Origin of the sequence: Paraprevotella xylaniphila YIT 11841 (assembly GCF_000205165.1) — a bacterium.
In the GTDB taxonomy this organism is placed as follows: Bacteria; Bacteroidota; Bacteroidia; order Bacteroidales; family Bacteroidaceae; genus Paraprevotella; species Paraprevotella xylaniphila.
The window spans coordinates 46895-62770 of sequence record NZ_GL883867.1 but is presented as its reverse complement, the minus strand read 5'-3'; the positions used below and the strand labels follow the sequence as shown (position 1 = coordinate 62770).

Here is a 15876-nt window from a genome sequence, read left to right as displayed (position 1 = left end):
TTAAGGCATGTCGTTAGATATGTAGGCTGCAAACGCCTCTTTAGCTCAGTTGGCCAGAGCACGTGATTTGTAATCTCGGGGTCGTTGGTTCGAATCCGACAAGAGGCTCAAGCAAAACTATTATAAGAAGGGCAAATACCAGAGTGGCCAAATGGGGCAGACTGTAAATCTGCTGGCTTACGCCTTCGGTGGTTCGAATCCATCTTTGCCCACACTCATTGAGGAACTTGTAAAAGGTCAAATAATGAAGCTGCGGAAATAGCTCAGTCGATAGAGCACTAGCCTTCCAAGCTGGGGGTCGCGGGTTTGAGTCCCGTTTTCCGCTCTGATTTTTTGCTGTTATAGCTCAGCGGTAGAGCACTTCCTTGGTAAGGAAGAGGTCCCGAGTTCAAGTCTCGGTAACAGCTCAGATGAGCATTAGATTATTCATTAATTAAATAAAAAGGAAAAAGCTATGGCTAAAGAGAAGTTTGAGCGTACCAAACCTCATGTAAACATTGGTACTATCGGTCACGTAGACCACGGAAAGACTACTTTGACTGCTGCTATTACTACAGTATTGGCAAAGAAGGGTTTGTCAGAAGTAAAATCGTTTGATCAGATTGATAACGCTCCCGAAGAAAAAGAGCGTGGTATTACTATCAATACATCACACGTTGAGTATGAAACTGCAAACCGTCACTATGCACACGTTGACTGCCCGGGACATGCCGACTATGTAAAGAACATGGTAACTGGTGCTGCGCAGATGGATGGTGCAATCATCGTGGTTGCTGCAACTGATGGTCCGATGCCTCAGACTCGTGAGCACATCTTGTTGGCTCGTCAGGTAAACGTTCCGCGTTTGGTCGTATTCTTGAACAAGTGCGATATGGTTGATGACGAAGAAATGTTGGAACTCGTTGAGATGGAGATGCGTGAACTGTTGGCAGCTTATGACTTCGAAGAAGATACTCCGATTATCCGTGGTTCTGCTTTGGGTGCATTGAATGGTGTACCTGAATGGGAAGATAAGGTAATGGAACTTATGGACGCTTGTGATACTTGGATCCAGGAGCCTGTTCGTGACGTTGAAAAGCCTTTCTTGATGCCGGTTGAGGACGTATTCTCTATTACTGGTCGTGGTACTGTAGCAACTGGTCGTATCGAGACTGGTGTTGTGAAAGTAGGTGATGAAGTTCAGATTCTCGGTTTGGGCGAAGACAAGAAGTCTGTGATTACCGGTGTAGAAATGTTCCGTAAGTTGTTGGACGAAGGTGAAGCTGGTGATAACGTTGGTTTGTTGCTTCGTGGTATCGATAAAACAGAAATCAAGCGTGGTATGGTAATTACTCATCCGGGGTCTATTACTCCTCACTCTGGTTTCAAGGCTTCTATCTACGTTTTGAAGAAAGAAGAAGGTGGACGCCATACTCCGTTCGGAAACAAATACCGTCCTCAATTCTATCTGCGTACTATGGACTGTACAGGTGAAATTCACTTGCCAGAAGGTACAGAAATGGTAATGCCGGGTGATAACGTGGAAATTACAGTAAACTTGATTTATCCGGTAGCCTTGAACGTAGGTTTGCGTTTCGCTATCCGTGAAGGTGGACGTACGGTAGGTTCTGGTCAGATTACTGAAGTTTTTGACTAATTTAAGGTCATCATAGGCTCTCCCCTAAGAGAGAGCCATTTACGGGAGTAGCTCAGTTGGTAGAGCACCGGTCTCCAAAACCGGGTGTCGGGAGTTCGAGCCTCTCCTCCCGTGCTAATAATAAAGAGTATGTTTAAGAAGATCTTTAAATATTGTAAGGAATCTTATGATGAGCTTGTCCATAAAACAACTTGGCCGACTCGTTCAGAACTTACTAACAGTGCAGTCGTAGTATTATCTGCTTCCCTACTCATTGCACTGGTTGTTTTTGCTATGGACTTCGTATTCCAGAGCGCAATGGAAGTTATTTATCCTAATTAAGTAGAGAGATGGCTGATACTGAAATGAAATGGTACGTTATGCGTGCCGTGAGTGGAAAGGAAAGCAAGGTGAAGGAGTACATTGATGCCGAAATTAAAAAAGGTGACTTTGGAAAATTCGTCTCTCAGGTGTTGATACCGACAGAAAAAGTAGTTCAGGTTCGTAATGGTAAACGTATCGTTAAGGAACGTAATCATTTACCGGGTTATGTGTTGGTAGAGGCGGCTTTAGTGGGTGAGATACCTGTATTGTTGCGTAATACGCCGAACGTATTGGGCTTTTTGGGTGAATCTAATAGTAACCCTACTCCGTTGCGTCAATCTGAGGTTAATCGTCTTTTAGGTGCTGTTGACGAAATGCAAGATGTACCTGAAGAAGTGTTGATACCTTATGCTGAAGGGGAAACGGTTAAGGTAACAGAAGGACCTTTTAGTGGCTTTTCTGCCGTAATCGAAGAAGTGAATAACGAAAAGAAGAAGCTGAAAGTAATGGTTAAGATTTTCGGCCGTAAGACGCCGTTGGAATTAGGTTTTATGCAAGTGGAGAAAGAATGATGCGTTTTGTTACGCGTATTGTTCTTGAATATCAAATTCAATAAATAACAAAAAAATGGCTAAAGAAGTTGCTGGATTAATCAAATTACAGATTAAAGGAGGCGCTGCAAATCCATCACCCCCAGTAGGTCCTGCTTTGGGTTCCAAGGGTATCAATATCATGGATTTCTGTAAAGCATTCAACGCCAGAACGCAGGAGAAAGCCGGTAAGGTGCTCCCGGTGGTAATCACCTATTATACTGATAAGTCATATGACTTTATCGTCAAGACTCCTCCCGTAGCAGTACAGTTGATGGAGATTGCGAAGTTAAAAGGTGGTTCTGCTGAACCGAACCGTAAAAAGATTGCTGAAATCTCTTGGGAGCAAGTGCGTACGATTGCTCAGGATAAAATGCCTGATTTGAATTGCTTTACAATAGAAGCTGCGATGAAATTGGTTGCAGGAACAGCAAGAAGTATGGGTATCACTGTAAAAGGAGACTTCCCGGGTTAATAATTAAAATCTTCAATTAAAATGAGTAAACTGACAAAAAACCAGAAGTTGGTCGCTGACAAGATTGAAGCAGGGAAAGCATACTCTTTGAAAGAAGCTTCTCAGTTGGTTAAGGATATCACGACAACCAAGTTTGATGCTTCCGTGGACATTGATGTACGTTTAGGTGTGGATCCCCGTAAAGCCAATCAGATGGTGAGAGGTGTTGTGTCTCTGCCAAATGGTACGGGTAAAGTTACGCGGGTTCTTTGCTTGTGTACTCCAGATGCTGAAGCTGCTGCTAAGGAAGCAGGCGCTGACTATGTAGGTCTTGATGAATATATCGAGAAGATAAAGGGCGGTTGGACTGACGTGGATGTCATTATCACTATGCCTTCAATAATGGGAAAAATCGGTGCCCTCGGTCGTGTACTCGGTCCTCGCGGATTGATGCCTAACCCGAAGAGTGGTACTGTAACTATGGATGTGGCCAAGGCTGTAAAAGAAGTGAAACAAGGTAAGATAGACTTTAAAGTAGATAAATCTGGTATTGTACACACTTCTATAGGTAAGGTTTCTTTTACTGCTGAGCAAATTGCACAGAATGCAAAAGAGTTTATTTCAACTATCAATAAGTTGAAACCTGCAGCCGCTAAGGGTACCTATATTAAGAGTATTTATCTTTCAAGTACGATGAGCCGCGGTATCAAGATTGACCCGAAGGCTGTTGAGGAAATTTAAAAAGTAATTGAATCATGAGAAAGGAAGATAAAGGTAATATTATAGCCCAACTTGGCGAAGTCTTGAATGAGTATGCTCATTTCTATCTGGTTGATGTGACGGGGTTAAATGCCGCAACGACCAGTGCGATGAGAAGAAAATGTTTTCAGTCTGAAATTAAAATGGTAGTTGTGAAGAATACATTACTTCACAAAGCTTTGGAAGCGGCTGAAGCAGATTATACTCCTTTGTACGATTGCTTAAAGGGCACGACTGCTGTGTTGTTTGCAAATACGGCAAATGCTCCAGCAAAGTTGTTGAAAGATTTTGCTAAGGATGGAATGCCTGCATTGAAAGCGGCTTATGCTGAAGAAGGTTTCTATGTGGGTGCAGACCAACTCGAAGCTCTCACGGCTATCAAGAGTAAGGATGAAGTTATTGCCGAGATTGTGGCTTTGTTGCAATCACCGGCGAAGAATGTACTTTCTGCTCTTCAATCAGGTGGAAACACTATTCATGGAGTTCTCAAGACTCTCGGTGAAAGACCCGAATAATTTAAATTAGTATCAAACAAATAAAAAATAGAATAAAAATGGCAGATTTGAAAGCTATTGCTGAAGAATTGGTAAATTTGACAGTTAAGGAAGTTAATGAATTGGCAACTATCCTGAAGGATGAGTATGGAATTGAACCTGCTGCTGCAGCTGTTGCTGTTGCTGCTGGTCCTGCTGCTGGCGGTGCTGAAGCTGCTGCTGCAAAGGATTCTTTCGATGTTGTATTGAAGAGTGCAGGTGCAGCTAAGTTGCAGGTAGTTAAGGCTGTGAAAGAAGCTTGTGGCCTTGGCTTGAAAGAAGCAAAAGAAATGGTTGACGGTGCTCCTAGCGTGCTGAAGGAAGGAATGCCGAAAGCTGATGCTGAAGCTTTGAAGAAGACTCTCGAAGAAGCTGGTGCTGAAATCGAGTTGAAGTAATTAAAAAGCCTGTATTAGCAGGTTTGTCGGTAAAGAATCCTCTGGTAGAGGGTTCTTTACCTTTTTGTGTCTAAAACTATCAACAAGTTCAACTAATAATAATATAGATGTCTTCTAATCTTGTAAATCAGAGAGTTAACTTTGCAACAGTTAAGAGTCCGATGCCTTATCCGGATTTTCTTGATGTGCAATTGAAGTCGTTTAAGGACTTCCTGCAGTTGGATACTCCTCCTGAGAAACGTAAAAACGACGGCTTGTATAAAGTCTTCTCAGAGAATTTTCCAATTGCCGATACGCGTAATAACTTCGTTTTGGAGTTCCTTGATTATTATATTGATCCGCCGCGCTATACTATAGAAGAGTGTTTAGAGCGGGGACTTACCTATAGTGTGCCGCTCAAGGCCAAATTGAAGTTGTACTGTACCGATCCGGACCACGAAGACTTTGATACGGTTATTCAGGATGTGTTCTTAGGTCCTATTCCCTATATGACCGATAATGGAACTTTTATTATTAACGGTGCTGAACGAGTTGTAGTTTCTCAGTTACATCGTTCTCCAGGTGTTTTCTTCGGTTCAAGTATTCACGCGAATGGGACGCAACTGTATTCGGCACGAATCATTCCATTCAAAGGTTCATGGATTGAATTTGCTACAGACATTAATAATGTCATGTATGCGTATATCGACCGCAAGAAGAAATTGCCTGTTACGACTTTGTTGCGTGCCATAGGTTTCGAGGACGACAAGGATATTTTGGAGATATTCAACTTGGCAGAAGAAGTCAAAGCGACGAAAACCAATTTAAAGAAATACATAGGTAAGAAGTTAGCTGCGCGCGTACTGAAGAGTTGGATTGAAGATTTCGTGGATGAAGATACCGGTGAGGTGGTTTCAATAGAGCGTAATGAAGTCATCTTAGACCGTGAGGCTATATTGGACGAAGACAATATTTGTATCATTTTGGATAGCGGTGTCCAAAGTGTGTTGTTGCATAAGGAAGAGATAAATACGTCTGATTATTCTATCATTTTCAATACACTTCAGAAAGACCCGAGTAATTCTGAGAAGGAGGCTGTATTATACATTTACCGTCAGTTGCGTAATGCCGACCCCGCAGATGATGCCAGTGCACGTGAAGTTATCAATAACTTGTTCTTTTCAGAGAAACGTTATGATTTGGGCGAAGTGGGACGATACCGTATCAATAGAAAACTGAATCTTTCTACGGATATGGACGTCCGCGTATTGACGAAAGAAGATATTATCGAGATTATCAAGTATTTGATAGAGTTGATAAACTCGAAGGCACTTGTGGATGACATTGACCATTTGAGCAATCGTCGTGTAAGGACTGTGGGCGAACAATTAAGCAATCAGTTTGCTATTGGTTTGGCTCGCATGAGTCGTACGATTCGGGAACGTATGAATGTACGTGATAACGAAGTCTTTACTCCGACGGACCTGATTAATGCGAAGACCATTTCTTCCGTGATTAATTCTTTCTTCGGGACCAATGCCCTTTCGCAATTCATGGACCAGACCAACCCTTTGGCAGAGGTAACGCACAAACGTCGTTTGTCTGCCCTCGGTCCTGGCGGTTTGTCTCGTGAACGTGCCGGTTTTGAGGTGCGTGACGTACACTATACACACTATGGCCGCCTGTGTCCTATCGAATCTCCTGAAGGACCGAACATCGGTTTGATTTCTTCTTTGTGTGTATATGCCAAGATTAACGACCTCGGTTTCATCGAAACCCCCTACCGTAAGGTGCAAGACGGAGTGGTTGATTTATCATTGGAAACCGGTATTGAATATTTGACAGCAGAAGAGGAAGAAGGCAAGATTATCGGACAGGGTAATGCGCCGTTGAATGATGACGGTACGTTTATCCGTAAGAAAGTAAAGTGTCGTCAGGATGACGATTATCCAGTTGTTCCCCCTTCTGATGTGAATCTGATGGACGTGGCTCCGCAGCAGATTGCTTCTATTGCCGCATCTTTGATTCCGTTCTTGGAGCATGACGATGCGCACCGTGCGTTGATGGGTTCAAACATGATGCGCCAGGCGGTGCCTTTGTTGCGTAGCGAATCTCCGATTGTAGGTACCGGTATAGAAAAGCAGGTATGTGAGGATTCCCGTACGATGATTACAGCCGAGGGTGATGGTGTGATAGAGTATGTGGACGCTACGACCATTCGTATTTTGTACGACCGTACGGAAGAAGAAGAGTTCGTAAGTTTCGAGCCAGCGTTGAAAGAATACCGTATTCCGAAGTTCCGTCGTACAAACCAGAATATGACGATAGACCTGCGTCCTATCTGCGATAAAGGTCAACGCGTAAAAGCCGGAGACATCTTGACGGAAGGTTATTCTACCCAACAAGGAGAACTGGCGTTGGGTAAGAACCTTTTGGTGGCTTACATGCCATGGAAAGGCTATAACTATGAAGATGCCATTGTGCTGAACGAACGCGTGGTACGCGAAGATATTTTGACTTCTATCCATGTGGAAGAATTCTCGTTGGAAGTGCGTGAAACGAAACGTGGAGTGGAAGAGTTGACGGCCGACATTCCGAATGTAAGCGAAGAAGCTACTAAAGATTTGGATGAAAATGGTATTGTCCGCGTCGGTGCCCGCATTCAGCCGGGTGATATTATGATTGGTAAGATTACTCCGAAGGGTGAGAGCGATCCTTCGCCCGAAGAGAAGCTGCTGCGTGCCATTTTCGGTGATAAAGCCGGTGATGTGAAGGATGCTTCTTTGAAAGCTTCTCCGTCATTGAATGGTGTGGTGATAGATAAGAAGTTGTTCTCCCGTGCCATCAAGACACGTGCTGCCAAGGCTGCGGACAAACTGATTCTTCCGAAAATAGATGAGGAATTCAACAGTAAGGTTGAAGATCTGAAGGCCATCTTGATAGACAAATTGTTGGAACTGACGAAAGACAAGGTTTCACAAGGCGTGAAAGATTATATGGGTAGCGATGTGATTGCTTCGGGACGTAAGTTTGCGGCTTCCGCTTTGGAAGGACTCGATTTTACGACGATACAGTTAAGTGGCTGGACGGACGACGAGCATCTGAACGGATTGATATCTCAACTGATTATAAACTTCCTGAAGAAATACAAGTTGCTTGATGCCGAACTGAAACGTAAGAAGTTTGCGATTACGATTGGCGATGAGTTGCCTTCAGGTATCATTCAGATGGCTAAGGTTTATATCGCCAAGAAACGTAAGATCGGTGTCGGCGACAAGATGGCCGGACGTCACGGAAACAAGGGTATCGTATCAAAAATCGTACGTCAGGAAGACATGCCGTTCTTGGCCGACGGAACGCCGGTCGATATCGTTTTGAATCCGTTGGGTGTGCCTTCTCGTATGAACATCGGTCAGATTTTCGAGACTGTTTTAGGGGCTGCCGGAAAAGAACTTGGAGTGAAGTTTGCGACTCCGATTTTCGATGGTGCTACGTTGGATGACTTGTGTGAATGGACGGATAAGGCCGGTTTGCCGCGCTATTGCTCTACGCAGTTGTATGATGGCGAGACTGGTGAGAAGTTCGACCAGTTGGCCACTGTCGGTATTGCTTATATGTTGAAGTTAGGCCACATGGTAGAAGACAAGATGCACGCCCGTTCCATCGGTCCGTATTCATTGATTACCCAACAGCCGCTCGGTGGTAAGGCACAGTTCGGTGGTCAGCGTTTCGGAGAAATGGAAGTCTGGGCCATCGAGGCGTTCGGTGCATCTCATGTGCTACAGGAAATCTTGACTATCAAGTCGGACGATGTGGTAGGCCGTTCGAAAGCATACGAAGCGATTGTCAAGGGCGAGCCGATGCCGACTCCGGGTATCCCGGAATCACTGAATGTGTTGCTCCACGAGTTGAGAGGCTTGGGGTTGAGCATTACGCTTGAATAACAGTTGAACTCTTTTATTAATAACAGAATATGGCTTTTAGAAAAGAATCTAAAATAAAGAGTAACTTTACGAAGATTACCATCGGATTGGCTTCGCCCGAAGAAATCCTGGAAAATTCGTATGGTGAGGTTTTGAAACCCGAAACCATTAACTATCGTACCTATAAACCCGAACGTGACGGTTTGTTCTGCGAGCGTATTTTCGGTCCGACGAAGGATTATGAATGCCATTGCGGAAAGTACAAACGGATTCGTTATAAAGGTATTGTTTGCGACCGTTGTGGCGTGGAAGTAACAGAAAAGAAGGTACGTCGCGAACGTTCAGGACACATTGCGTTGGTGGTACCTGTAGCTCATATATGGTATTTTCGTTCGTTACCTAACAAAATCGGTTATTTGTTGGGAATACCGACAAAGAAGTTGGATGCAGTCATTTACTACGAACGTTATATTGTCATCCAACCGGGTGTGTTGGCCGAAGAAGGAATCGCAGCAAACGATTTGCTGACCGAAGATGAATATTTGGATTATTTGGAGAAACTTCCCAAAGAGAACCAGTATTTGGATGATTCGGATCCTAATAAGTTCATAGCCAAGATGGGAGCAGAGGCCATTTATGACCTTTTAATCCGTTTGGATTTGGATAAATTGTCATACGAATTGCGTGACAGTGCCAATGCCGATACGGCCCAGCAGCGTAAGACCGAAGCTCTGAAGCGATTGCAGGTGGTTGAGTCATTCCGTGCCAGTCGGGGACGCAATAAGCCCGAATGGATGATTATGAAAATCCTTCCGGTGATTCCGCCCGAACTGCGTCCGTTGGTTCCGTTGGATGGCGGCCGTTTCGCCACTTCCGACTTGAACGACTTGTATCGCCGTGTCATTATCCGTAACAACCGTCTGAAGCGACTGATTGAAATCAAAGCTCCCGAGGTGATTTTGCGTAATGAGAAACGTATGTTGCAAGAGGCCGTGGACAGCTTGTTCGACAACTCCCGCAAATCCAGTGCGGTAAAGACGGATGCCAACCGTCCTTTGAAGTCCCTTTCCGATTCGTTGAAAGGTAAGCAAGGCCGTTTCCGTCAGAACCTGTTGGGTAAGCGTGTGGACTATTCAGCCCGTTCGGTAATCGTTGTAGGACCGGAGTTGAAGATGGGAGAATGCGGTCTGCCTAAATTGATGGCCGCAGAACTTTATAAGCCGTTCATCATCCGTAAGCTCATAGAACGCGGTATCGTGAAGACCGTGAAGTCTGCCAAGAAGATTGTAGACCGCAAGGAACCCGTGATTTGGGATATTTTGGAATACGTAATGAAAGGTCATCCAGTGTTGTTGAACCGTGCCCCGACATTGCACCGCTTGGGTATCCAGGCTTTCCAACCCAAGATGATAGAAGGTAAGGCTATCCAGTTGCACCCGTTGGCATGTACGGCGTTCAATGCCGATTTCGACGGTGACCAGATGGCCGTGCATTTGCCTTTGAGCAACGAAGCGATTCTGGAAGCGCAGATTCTGATGTTGCAGTCTCACAATATTCTGAATCCGGCAAACGGTGCGCCGATTACGGTGCCTTCTCAGGATATGGTGTTGGGCCTCTACTATATTACCAAGCTCCGTCCCGGTTCTAAGGGCGAAGGTTTGACATTCTATGGTCCCGAAGAGGCTATCATTGCTTACAATGAGAAGCGTGTGGACATTCATGCGCCTATTAAAGTTGTGGTAAAAGACCTGAATGCGAATGGCGAGTTGGAAAAGAAGATGGTGGAAACGTCTGTAGGTCGTGTGATTGTCAACGAGATTATACCGGAAGAAGTCGGATATTTCAATGACATCATTTCCAAAAAGACCTTGCGCGGCATCATTACCGACGTGATCAAGACGGTAGGTGTGGCTCGTGCCTGCGAATTCCTGGACGGTATCAAGAATCTGGGTTATCGCATGGCATACGTGGGCGGTTTGTCTTTCAACTTGGGGGATATTATCATTCCGGAAGAAAAAGAGGAACTGGTTCGTCGCGGAAACGAAGAAGTGGAACGTATTGCCAATGATTATGGTATGGGTTTCATTACGGACAACGAACGTTATAACCAGGTCATCGATACTTGGACACACGTCAATAACGACCTTTCCAAGGTCTTGATGAAGACCATGAAAGAAGCCGATCAGGGTTTCAATGCCGTATATATGATGTTGGATTCCGGAGCCCGTGGTTCTGCCGGACAGATCAGCCAGCTTTCCGGTATGCGTGGTTTGATGGCCAAGCCCCAGAAAGCCGGAGCCGAAGGCGCCCAGATTATCGAAAACCCGATTCTTTCCAACTTCAAGGAAGGCATGAGTGTGTTGGAGTACTTCATTTCTCCCCACGGTGCCCGTAAGGGTCTGGCCGATACGGCCTTGAAGACAGCCGATGCCGGTTACTTGACGCGTCGTCTTGTGGACGTATCCCACGATGTGATTATCACGGAAGAGGATTGCGGTACGTTGCGCGGTCTGGTATGTACGGCTTTGAAGAACGGCGATGAAGTCATTTCTTCACTTTACGAACGTATCCTCGGACGTGTGTCCGTGCATGATATTATCAATCCTACGACGGGTAAGTTGATTGTTTCCGCCGGGGAGGAAATCACGGAAGACAAGGCACAGGAAATCGAAGACTCTCCGATTGAGAGCGTGGAAATCCGTTCCGTATTGACTTGCGAGAGCCGTAAGGGAGTCTGCATGAAGTGCTATGGCCGCAACTTGGCTACGAGCCGGATGGTACAGAAAGGCGAGGCGGTCGGTGTGATTGCCGCCCAGTCCATCGGTGAGCCGGGTACACAGTTGACGTTGCGTACGTTCCATGCCGGTGGTGTGGCTTCGAATGCGGCAGCCAATGCGTCTATCGTCGCGAAGTACGATTCGAAGGTAGAGTTTGAAGAGTTGCGTACGGTAGACATTACCGATGAGACCGGAAATGCAGCCAAGATGGTGGTAGGACGTTTGGCCGAGGTCCGCTTCGTCGACGTGAATACCGATATTGTCCTCTTCACGCAAAATGTGCCTTACGGTTCTACTTTGTATGTGAACGAAGGAGATAAAGTAGAGAAAGGCAAGCTGATAGCCAAGTGGGATCCGTTTAACGCGGTTATCGTGACGGAAACTCCGGGTAAGATTCAGTTTGAAGACGTGATAGAAGGTGTGACTTATCGTGTGGAAGCCGACGAGACGACGGGTCTGCGCGAGATGATTATCATAGAGTCAAAAGACAGGACGAAGGTTCCCTCGGCTCATATCTTGGACGAGAACGGAGAGCTGATTCGTACGTATAACTTCCCCATCGGCGGACACTTGGCTATTGAGGACAATCAGATTGTCAAAGCCGGAGACGTATTGGTGAAGATTCCGCGTGCCGTAGGTAAAGCCGGCGACATCACGGGAGGTCTTCCGCGTGTGACGGAGTTGTTCGAAGCGCGTAATCCGTCCAATCCCGCAGTGGTTTCGGAAATCGACGGTGAAATCACGATGGGTAAACTGAAACGCGGTAACCGTGAGATTATCGTCACTTCCAAGTTGGGTGAAGTGAAGAAGTATCTCGTGCCGTTGTCCAAACAGATTCTGGTACAAGAGAACGACTATGTACGTGCTGGTACTCCGTTGTCTGACGGTGCCACTACGCCTGCCGACATTTTGGCCATTAAAGGTCCAACGGCGGTGCAGGAGTATATCGTGAACGAGATACAGGACGTGTACCGTCTGCAGGGTGTGAAGATTAACGATAAGCACTTTGAGGTGATTGTCCGCCAGATGATGCGCAAAGTGCAGATTGACGAACCGGGCGACACGCGGTTCTTGGAACAGCAGATTGTGGACAAACTCGATTTCGCAGAAGAGAACGACCGCATTTGGGGCAAGAAAGTCGTGGTGGATGCCGGTGACTCGGAAACGATGCAGAAAGGTATGATTGTGACGGCCCGTAAGTTGCGTGACGAGAATTCTACGTTGAAACGTAAGGATTTGAAGTTAGTGCAGGTACGTGACGCCATGCCGGCCACTTCAATCCAGATTCTGCAAGGTATTACCCGTGCGGCACTGCAGACTTCGAGCTTCATGTCGGCAGCTTCCTTCCAGGAAACGACGAAGGTGCTGAATGACGCGGCCATCAATGGAAAGACCGATAAACTCGAAGGTATGAAGGAGAACGTGATTTGCGGTCATCTGATACCGGCGGGTACGGGGCTTCGTGAGTTCGGTAAGATTGTCGTAGGTTGTCAGGAGGAATACGATCGCCTGATGGCCAATCGTAAGTCCATACTTGATTTTGACAAGTAGATAAATCTTGTAAAGGAGTGTTGACAAGACCGCTTCCGGATATATTCCGGGGCGGTTTTTTTTGTAGTGTAACGAATCGTTTGTTTGGTGTTACATTTTATATATTCCTATTGTTTGGTCGGTTTATTTTATCCACCTTTATAGTGAAATAAATATGTATAATTCTTGTGAGGCTTTTTTATGATAGGACTTATTAGAAAATGGGATAACTTGAAATCCTTGATTACATTATCTTTCCTTTTCGGGTGGTGTTGCCAAACCTTGGCCCAAACGGTATGCGCTCCGTCTGCATTGGACAGCCTTTTAGGATGCATGACCCGTGTGGTGTCCGCGACACGTCGTATGGTCCAGGAGAAGGTCTACCTCCATTTCGACAACACGGGTTACTTCATGGGCGAGAAGATGTGGTTCACGGCCTATGTGGTCCGTGCAGACGGGCACTGTCCCGGCGTCCGTAGCCGCGTGCTCTACGTCGAGCTGCTGAACCCGAGTGGCGACGTGGTACAGCGGCGGAAGCTGAAGATAGACGGGCGGGGCCATGCGCACGGTGACCTATCGTTGGATTCCCTTTACGGCGCGGGCTTCTATGAGGTCCGCGCCTTCACCCGTTACATGTCGAACTGGGGGGGCGCGGCGTGTTTCTCCCGCGTGTTCCCGGTGTTCCGCACCCCTCCCACCCCGGGAGCTTATGAACCGGTGATGGACGAGCGCAGTTACCGCCGCCGCTTGCCTGATTTCCGTGAGGCGGACACGTTGCAGCGTTCGCGCCTGAACGTGTCCTTTTATCCGGAGGGCGGCCGTCTGGTGTCGGGCTTGCGCAGCCGCGTGGCCTTTCAGGTATCCGACGGCAGTGGGCGTCATGTGCAGGCCGAGGGTGAGCTGCTAGACGGCTCGGGGCGTGTGGTGTGCCGTGGCTCCTCGGACAGCACGGGTCGTGGCGTGTTCACAGTCCCGTCATCCTGCGACGGGCTCCGTTTCCGCCTGCGTGACACCCGTGGCCGTATTAAGGAATTTCCCTTGCCGGCGCCATCCTCAGAGGGTTGCGTGTTGGAGCTCCCCCCTTGTTTTGACGATTCTTTGCGCTTCAGCGTCCGTGGCACGGCGTCGTACCGCGACCGCCTGTTGGGCTACATGCTGATGAACTACGGCCGTGTATGGACTTGCGACACGTTCCGTGTGGGCTCGGGTTACCATAAGTCGTACCTTCGGGACAGCCTCCCCGAGGGCGTGAACCAGCTGACGGTGTTCGACGGCAGCGGCCGCATCCTGTGCGAGCGCTTGTTTTTCCTTTTTCCGAAGCCTTCGGCCTCCGACACGATCGGCATCATGTCAGAGACGTCCCGCCTCACGCCCTGCGGCAAGGTCCGCCTCCGCCTGCGTTCCGTCCCCGGCTCTGTCTTCTCCTTTTCTGCGATGGACGGCGGCACGGTGTTCAACGGGCGCGGCCCTTCGGTGAAGTCATGGCTGCTGCTGTCTTCCGAAGTGAAGGGTTACATCGACAATGTGGGTTATTATTTCGAGTCGGACGATTCGGTGCACCGCCGTGCGTCTGACCTGTTGATGCTGGTCCAGGGTTGGCGGCGTTACGACTGGGAAGAACTGTCCGGGTATCGCCCGCGCAGTCCGGGGGAGTGGCGTCCGGTGGAAGACATGTTGTATATCACGGGACATTTGCGTTCGGTTAAGAAGTCCTTGCCGGTGGATAGCATTCCGATTAAAGTCTACGTGTATTCCGGTGGAAGTTACACGGACGGTGAGATGTTGACAGATAGCGCGGGTCGTTATGCCTTTTCGCTTCCGGACGTATGGGGGGAGTGGAACCTTCAGCTCAAGGCCGGTGTGAAGAAGCTTAAGAGCCGTTACCTCTTGACGGTTGACCGTCGTTTCGGTCCTCCGGCCCGCCGCTTGTCCCCTTATGAGTGCCGTGCCCTTCCGGTCCTTCCGTCGGACTTGCCCTTACTGCCGGACACGATGGAGTTCGACACGTTGCCCCTTCTTTCCCTTTCGGAACGGCTTCACAAGCTTCCCGAGGTGGACGTGAAGGCCAAGCGCCGTTTCACGGACGGTGCCCGTGCGGCCTGGGCTACGGAGAAGCGCGGGCAGTATTGGGCCGACGTGTATTATGACTGCGATGAGGAAACGGAACGGTATTTGGATGAAGGGAAAGAAATCCCGTTGTTTTGTGATTGGTTCATGGAGCGGAGTGAGTTTGTGGATTTAAGCCATACTCCGTTTTATACAGGGGCATTCGGTGAAATGGATTCAAATCCGCTTGAAGAAGCCGCAGTGGAGGCAGGGGATGTGGAGAAAAGTCCTACCTTTGGGAAGGAACATGTGGAATGGGGACGTTACAAGGGGCGTCCAATCGTGTGGATCTTGGATAACGAATATGCAAAAGGAGGAGGGGAGATGGCTATAGAGGTTCCTATAAGCGAACGAACGAAAGAGACCATAGCTTTGTTCCCTTTTTTCTTGGATGAAGCGAAGTCCGTGTATATTACGGAGAATCCCAATGCGTCGGTAGCTTACCATTATCCCCCTTATGCAGAGGATGTGGTTACCGTATTCGTCTACACGCATTTCTCTCCTCGTCGTAGGATGGAGAAAGGCGTTCGCCGCACATACTTCCAAGGTTACAACGTGCCTTCCACGTTCGAGATGCCGGATTATTCCCTGATGCCCCCGGCGGAGGACTTCCGCCGTACGCTGTATTGGAACCCGGACGTGCGGATGGACGAGAATGGCGAGGCTATTATCGAGTTTTACAACAATTCGTCTTGCCGTGAAATCCGGATATCCGCTGAGGGTGTCACACCGGACGGGCGGAGCATTTTCAATGAATGAGGGGAGGAACCATCAAGGGAGGGAAACGGCAGAATGTCAAAAAGTAAGTTTCTCCCCTTTGAGAATCGTTCATTTGGGGACGAGTGGGGGCGTGGAGGAAAATAGACGATTCTCATCGGTTTTGCGGTT

General features: G+C 47.6%; 10 protein-coding genes and 5 tRNA genes. All 15 read left to right on the top strand.

Annotated features, from left to right (window positions below):
- Nucleotides 1-34: 34 nt before the first annotated feature.
- The 15 genes from HMPREF9442_RS10215 (at nucleotide 35) to HMPREF9442_RS10145 (ending at nucleotide 15747) form a co-directional block, all read left to right on the top strand.
- A tRNA-Thr gene (locus HMPREF9442_RS10215) sits at nucleotides 35-108 on the top strand.
- Nucleotides 109-129: 21 nt separating this feature from the next.
- Nucleotides 130-212, top strand: a tRNA-Tyr gene (locus HMPREF9442_RS10210).
- A gap of 40 nt (nucleotides 213-252) precedes the next feature.
- A tRNA-Gly gene (locus tag HMPREF9442_RS10205) sits at nucleotides 253-325 on the top strand.
- A 10-nt stretch (nucleotides 326-335) separates the two neighbouring features.
- A tRNA-Thr gene (locus HMPREF9442_RS10200) sits at nucleotides 336-407 on the top strand.
- Between the two features lie 47 nt (nucleotides 408-454).
- Complete coding sequence (gene tuf / locus HMPREF9442_RS10195; RefSeq protein ID WP_008628203.1) at nucleotides 455-1636, top strand: elongation factor Tu; 1182 nt, start codon at nucleotides 455-457, stop codon at nucleotides 1634-1636.
- A 41-nt stretch (nucleotides 1637-1677) separates the two neighbouring features.
- Nucleotides 1678-1750: transfer RNA gene (locus HMPREF9442_RS10190), tRNA-Trp, on the top strand.
- 15 nt (nucleotides 1751-1765) lie between these two features.
- The gene (secE, locus tag HMPREF9442_RS10185) at nucleotides 1766-1957 is read left to right on the top strand and encodes a preprotein translocase subunit SecE (protein ID WP_008623176.1); all 192 of its coding nucleotides are present in this window, start codon (nucleotides 1766-1768) and stop codon (nucleotides 1955-1957) included.
- A gap of 8 nt (nucleotides 1958-1965) precedes the next feature.
- Complete coding sequence (gene nusG, locus HMPREF9442_RS10180; RefSeq protein ID WP_008628201.1) at nucleotides 1966-2511, top strand: transcription termination/antitermination protein NusG; 546 nt, start codon at nucleotides 1966-1968, stop codon at nucleotides 2509-2511.
- 55 nt (nucleotides 2512-2566) lie between these two features.
- Nucleotides 2567-3004 (top strand): 50S ribosomal protein L11, encoded by a 438-nt coding sequence (gene rplK, locus HMPREF9442_RS10175; RefSeq protein ID WP_008628200.1) that lies wholly within the window; start codon nucleotides 2567-2569, stop codon nucleotides 3002-3004.
- 21 nt (nucleotides 3005-3025) lie between these two features.
- Nucleotides 3026-3724, top strand: coding sequence for a 50S ribosomal protein L1 (gene rplA, locus HMPREF9442_RS10170; RefSeq protein WP_008628199.1), 699 nt, complete (start codon nucleotides 3026-3028; stop codon nucleotides 3722-3724).
- A 14-nt stretch (nucleotides 3725-3738) separates the two neighbouring features.
- Nucleotides 3739-4257, top strand: a complete 519-nt coding sequence (gene rplJ, locus HMPREF9442_RS10165; RefSeq protein WP_008628198.1) for a 50S ribosomal protein L10 — start codon at nucleotides 3739-3741, stop codon at nucleotides 4255-4257.
- 38 nt (nucleotides 4258-4295) lie between these two features.
- Nucleotides 4296-4673, top strand: a complete 378-nt coding sequence (rplL, locus tag HMPREF9442_RS10160; RefSeq protein ID WP_008623169.1) for a 50S ribosomal protein L7/L12 — start codon at nucleotides 4296-4298, stop codon at nucleotides 4671-4673.
- Nucleotides 4674-4780: 107 nt separating this feature from the next.
- Nucleotides 4781-8596, top strand: a complete 3816-nt coding sequence (rpoB, locus tag HMPREF9442_RS10155; RefSeq protein ID WP_008623168.1) for a DNA-directed RNA polymerase subunit beta — start codon at nucleotides 4781-4783, stop codon at nucleotides 8594-8596.
- Nucleotides 8597-8625: 29 nt separating this feature from the next.
- The gene (gene rpoC, locus HMPREF9442_RS10150; RefSeq protein WP_008628197.1) at nucleotides 8626-12903 is read left to right on the top strand and encodes a DNA-directed RNA polymerase subunit beta'; all 4278 of its coding nucleotides are present in this window, start codon (nucleotides 8626-8628) and stop codon (nucleotides 12901-12903) included.
- A gap of 219 nt (nucleotides 12904-13122) precedes the next feature.
- On the top strand, nucleotides 13123-15747 hold the full coding sequence (locus HMPREF9442_RS10145; RefSeq protein WP_147639909.1) for a hypothetical protein: 2625 nt from the start codon (nucleotides 13123-13125) through the stop codon (nucleotides 15745-15747).
- Nucleotides 15748-15876: the final 129 nt, after the last annotated feature.

Excerpts from the sequence above, each read along its gene's own strand:
- nusG (WP_008628201.1), top strand. The coding sequence starts at position 1,966 with ATGGCTGATACTGAAATGAAATGGTACGTTATGCGTGCCGTGAGTGGA.
- secE (WP_008623176.1), top strand. The coding sequence starts at position 1,766 with ATGTTTAAGAAGATCTTTAAATATTGTAAGGAATCTTATGATGAGCTT.
- rpoC (WP_008628197.1), top strand. The coding sequence starts at position 8,626 with ATGGCTTTTAGAAAAGAATCTAAAATAAAGAGTAACTTTACGAAGATT.
- rplA (WP_008628199.1), top strand. The coding sequence starts at position 3,026 with ATGAGTAAACTGACAAAAAACCAGAAGTTGGTCGCTGACAAGATTGAA.
- rplK (WP_008628200.1), top strand. The coding sequence starts at position 2,567 with ATGGCTAAAGAAGTTGCTGGATTAATCAAATTACAGATTAAAGGAGGC.
- rplL (WP_008623169.1), top strand. The coding sequence starts at position 4,296 with ATGGCAGATTTGAAAGCTATTGCTGAAGAATTGGTAAATTTGACAGTT.
- tuf (WP_008628203.1), top strand. The coding sequence starts at position 455 with ATGGCTAAAGAGAAGTTTGAGCGTACCAAACCTCATGTAAACATTGGT.
- rplJ (WP_008628198.1), top strand. The coding sequence starts at position 3,739 with ATGAGAAAGGAAGATAAAGGTAATATTATAGCCCAACTTGGCGAAGTC.
- rpoB (WP_008623168.1), top strand. The coding sequence starts at position 4,781 with ATGTCTTCTAATCTTGTAAATCAGAGAGTTAACTTTGCAACAGTTAAG.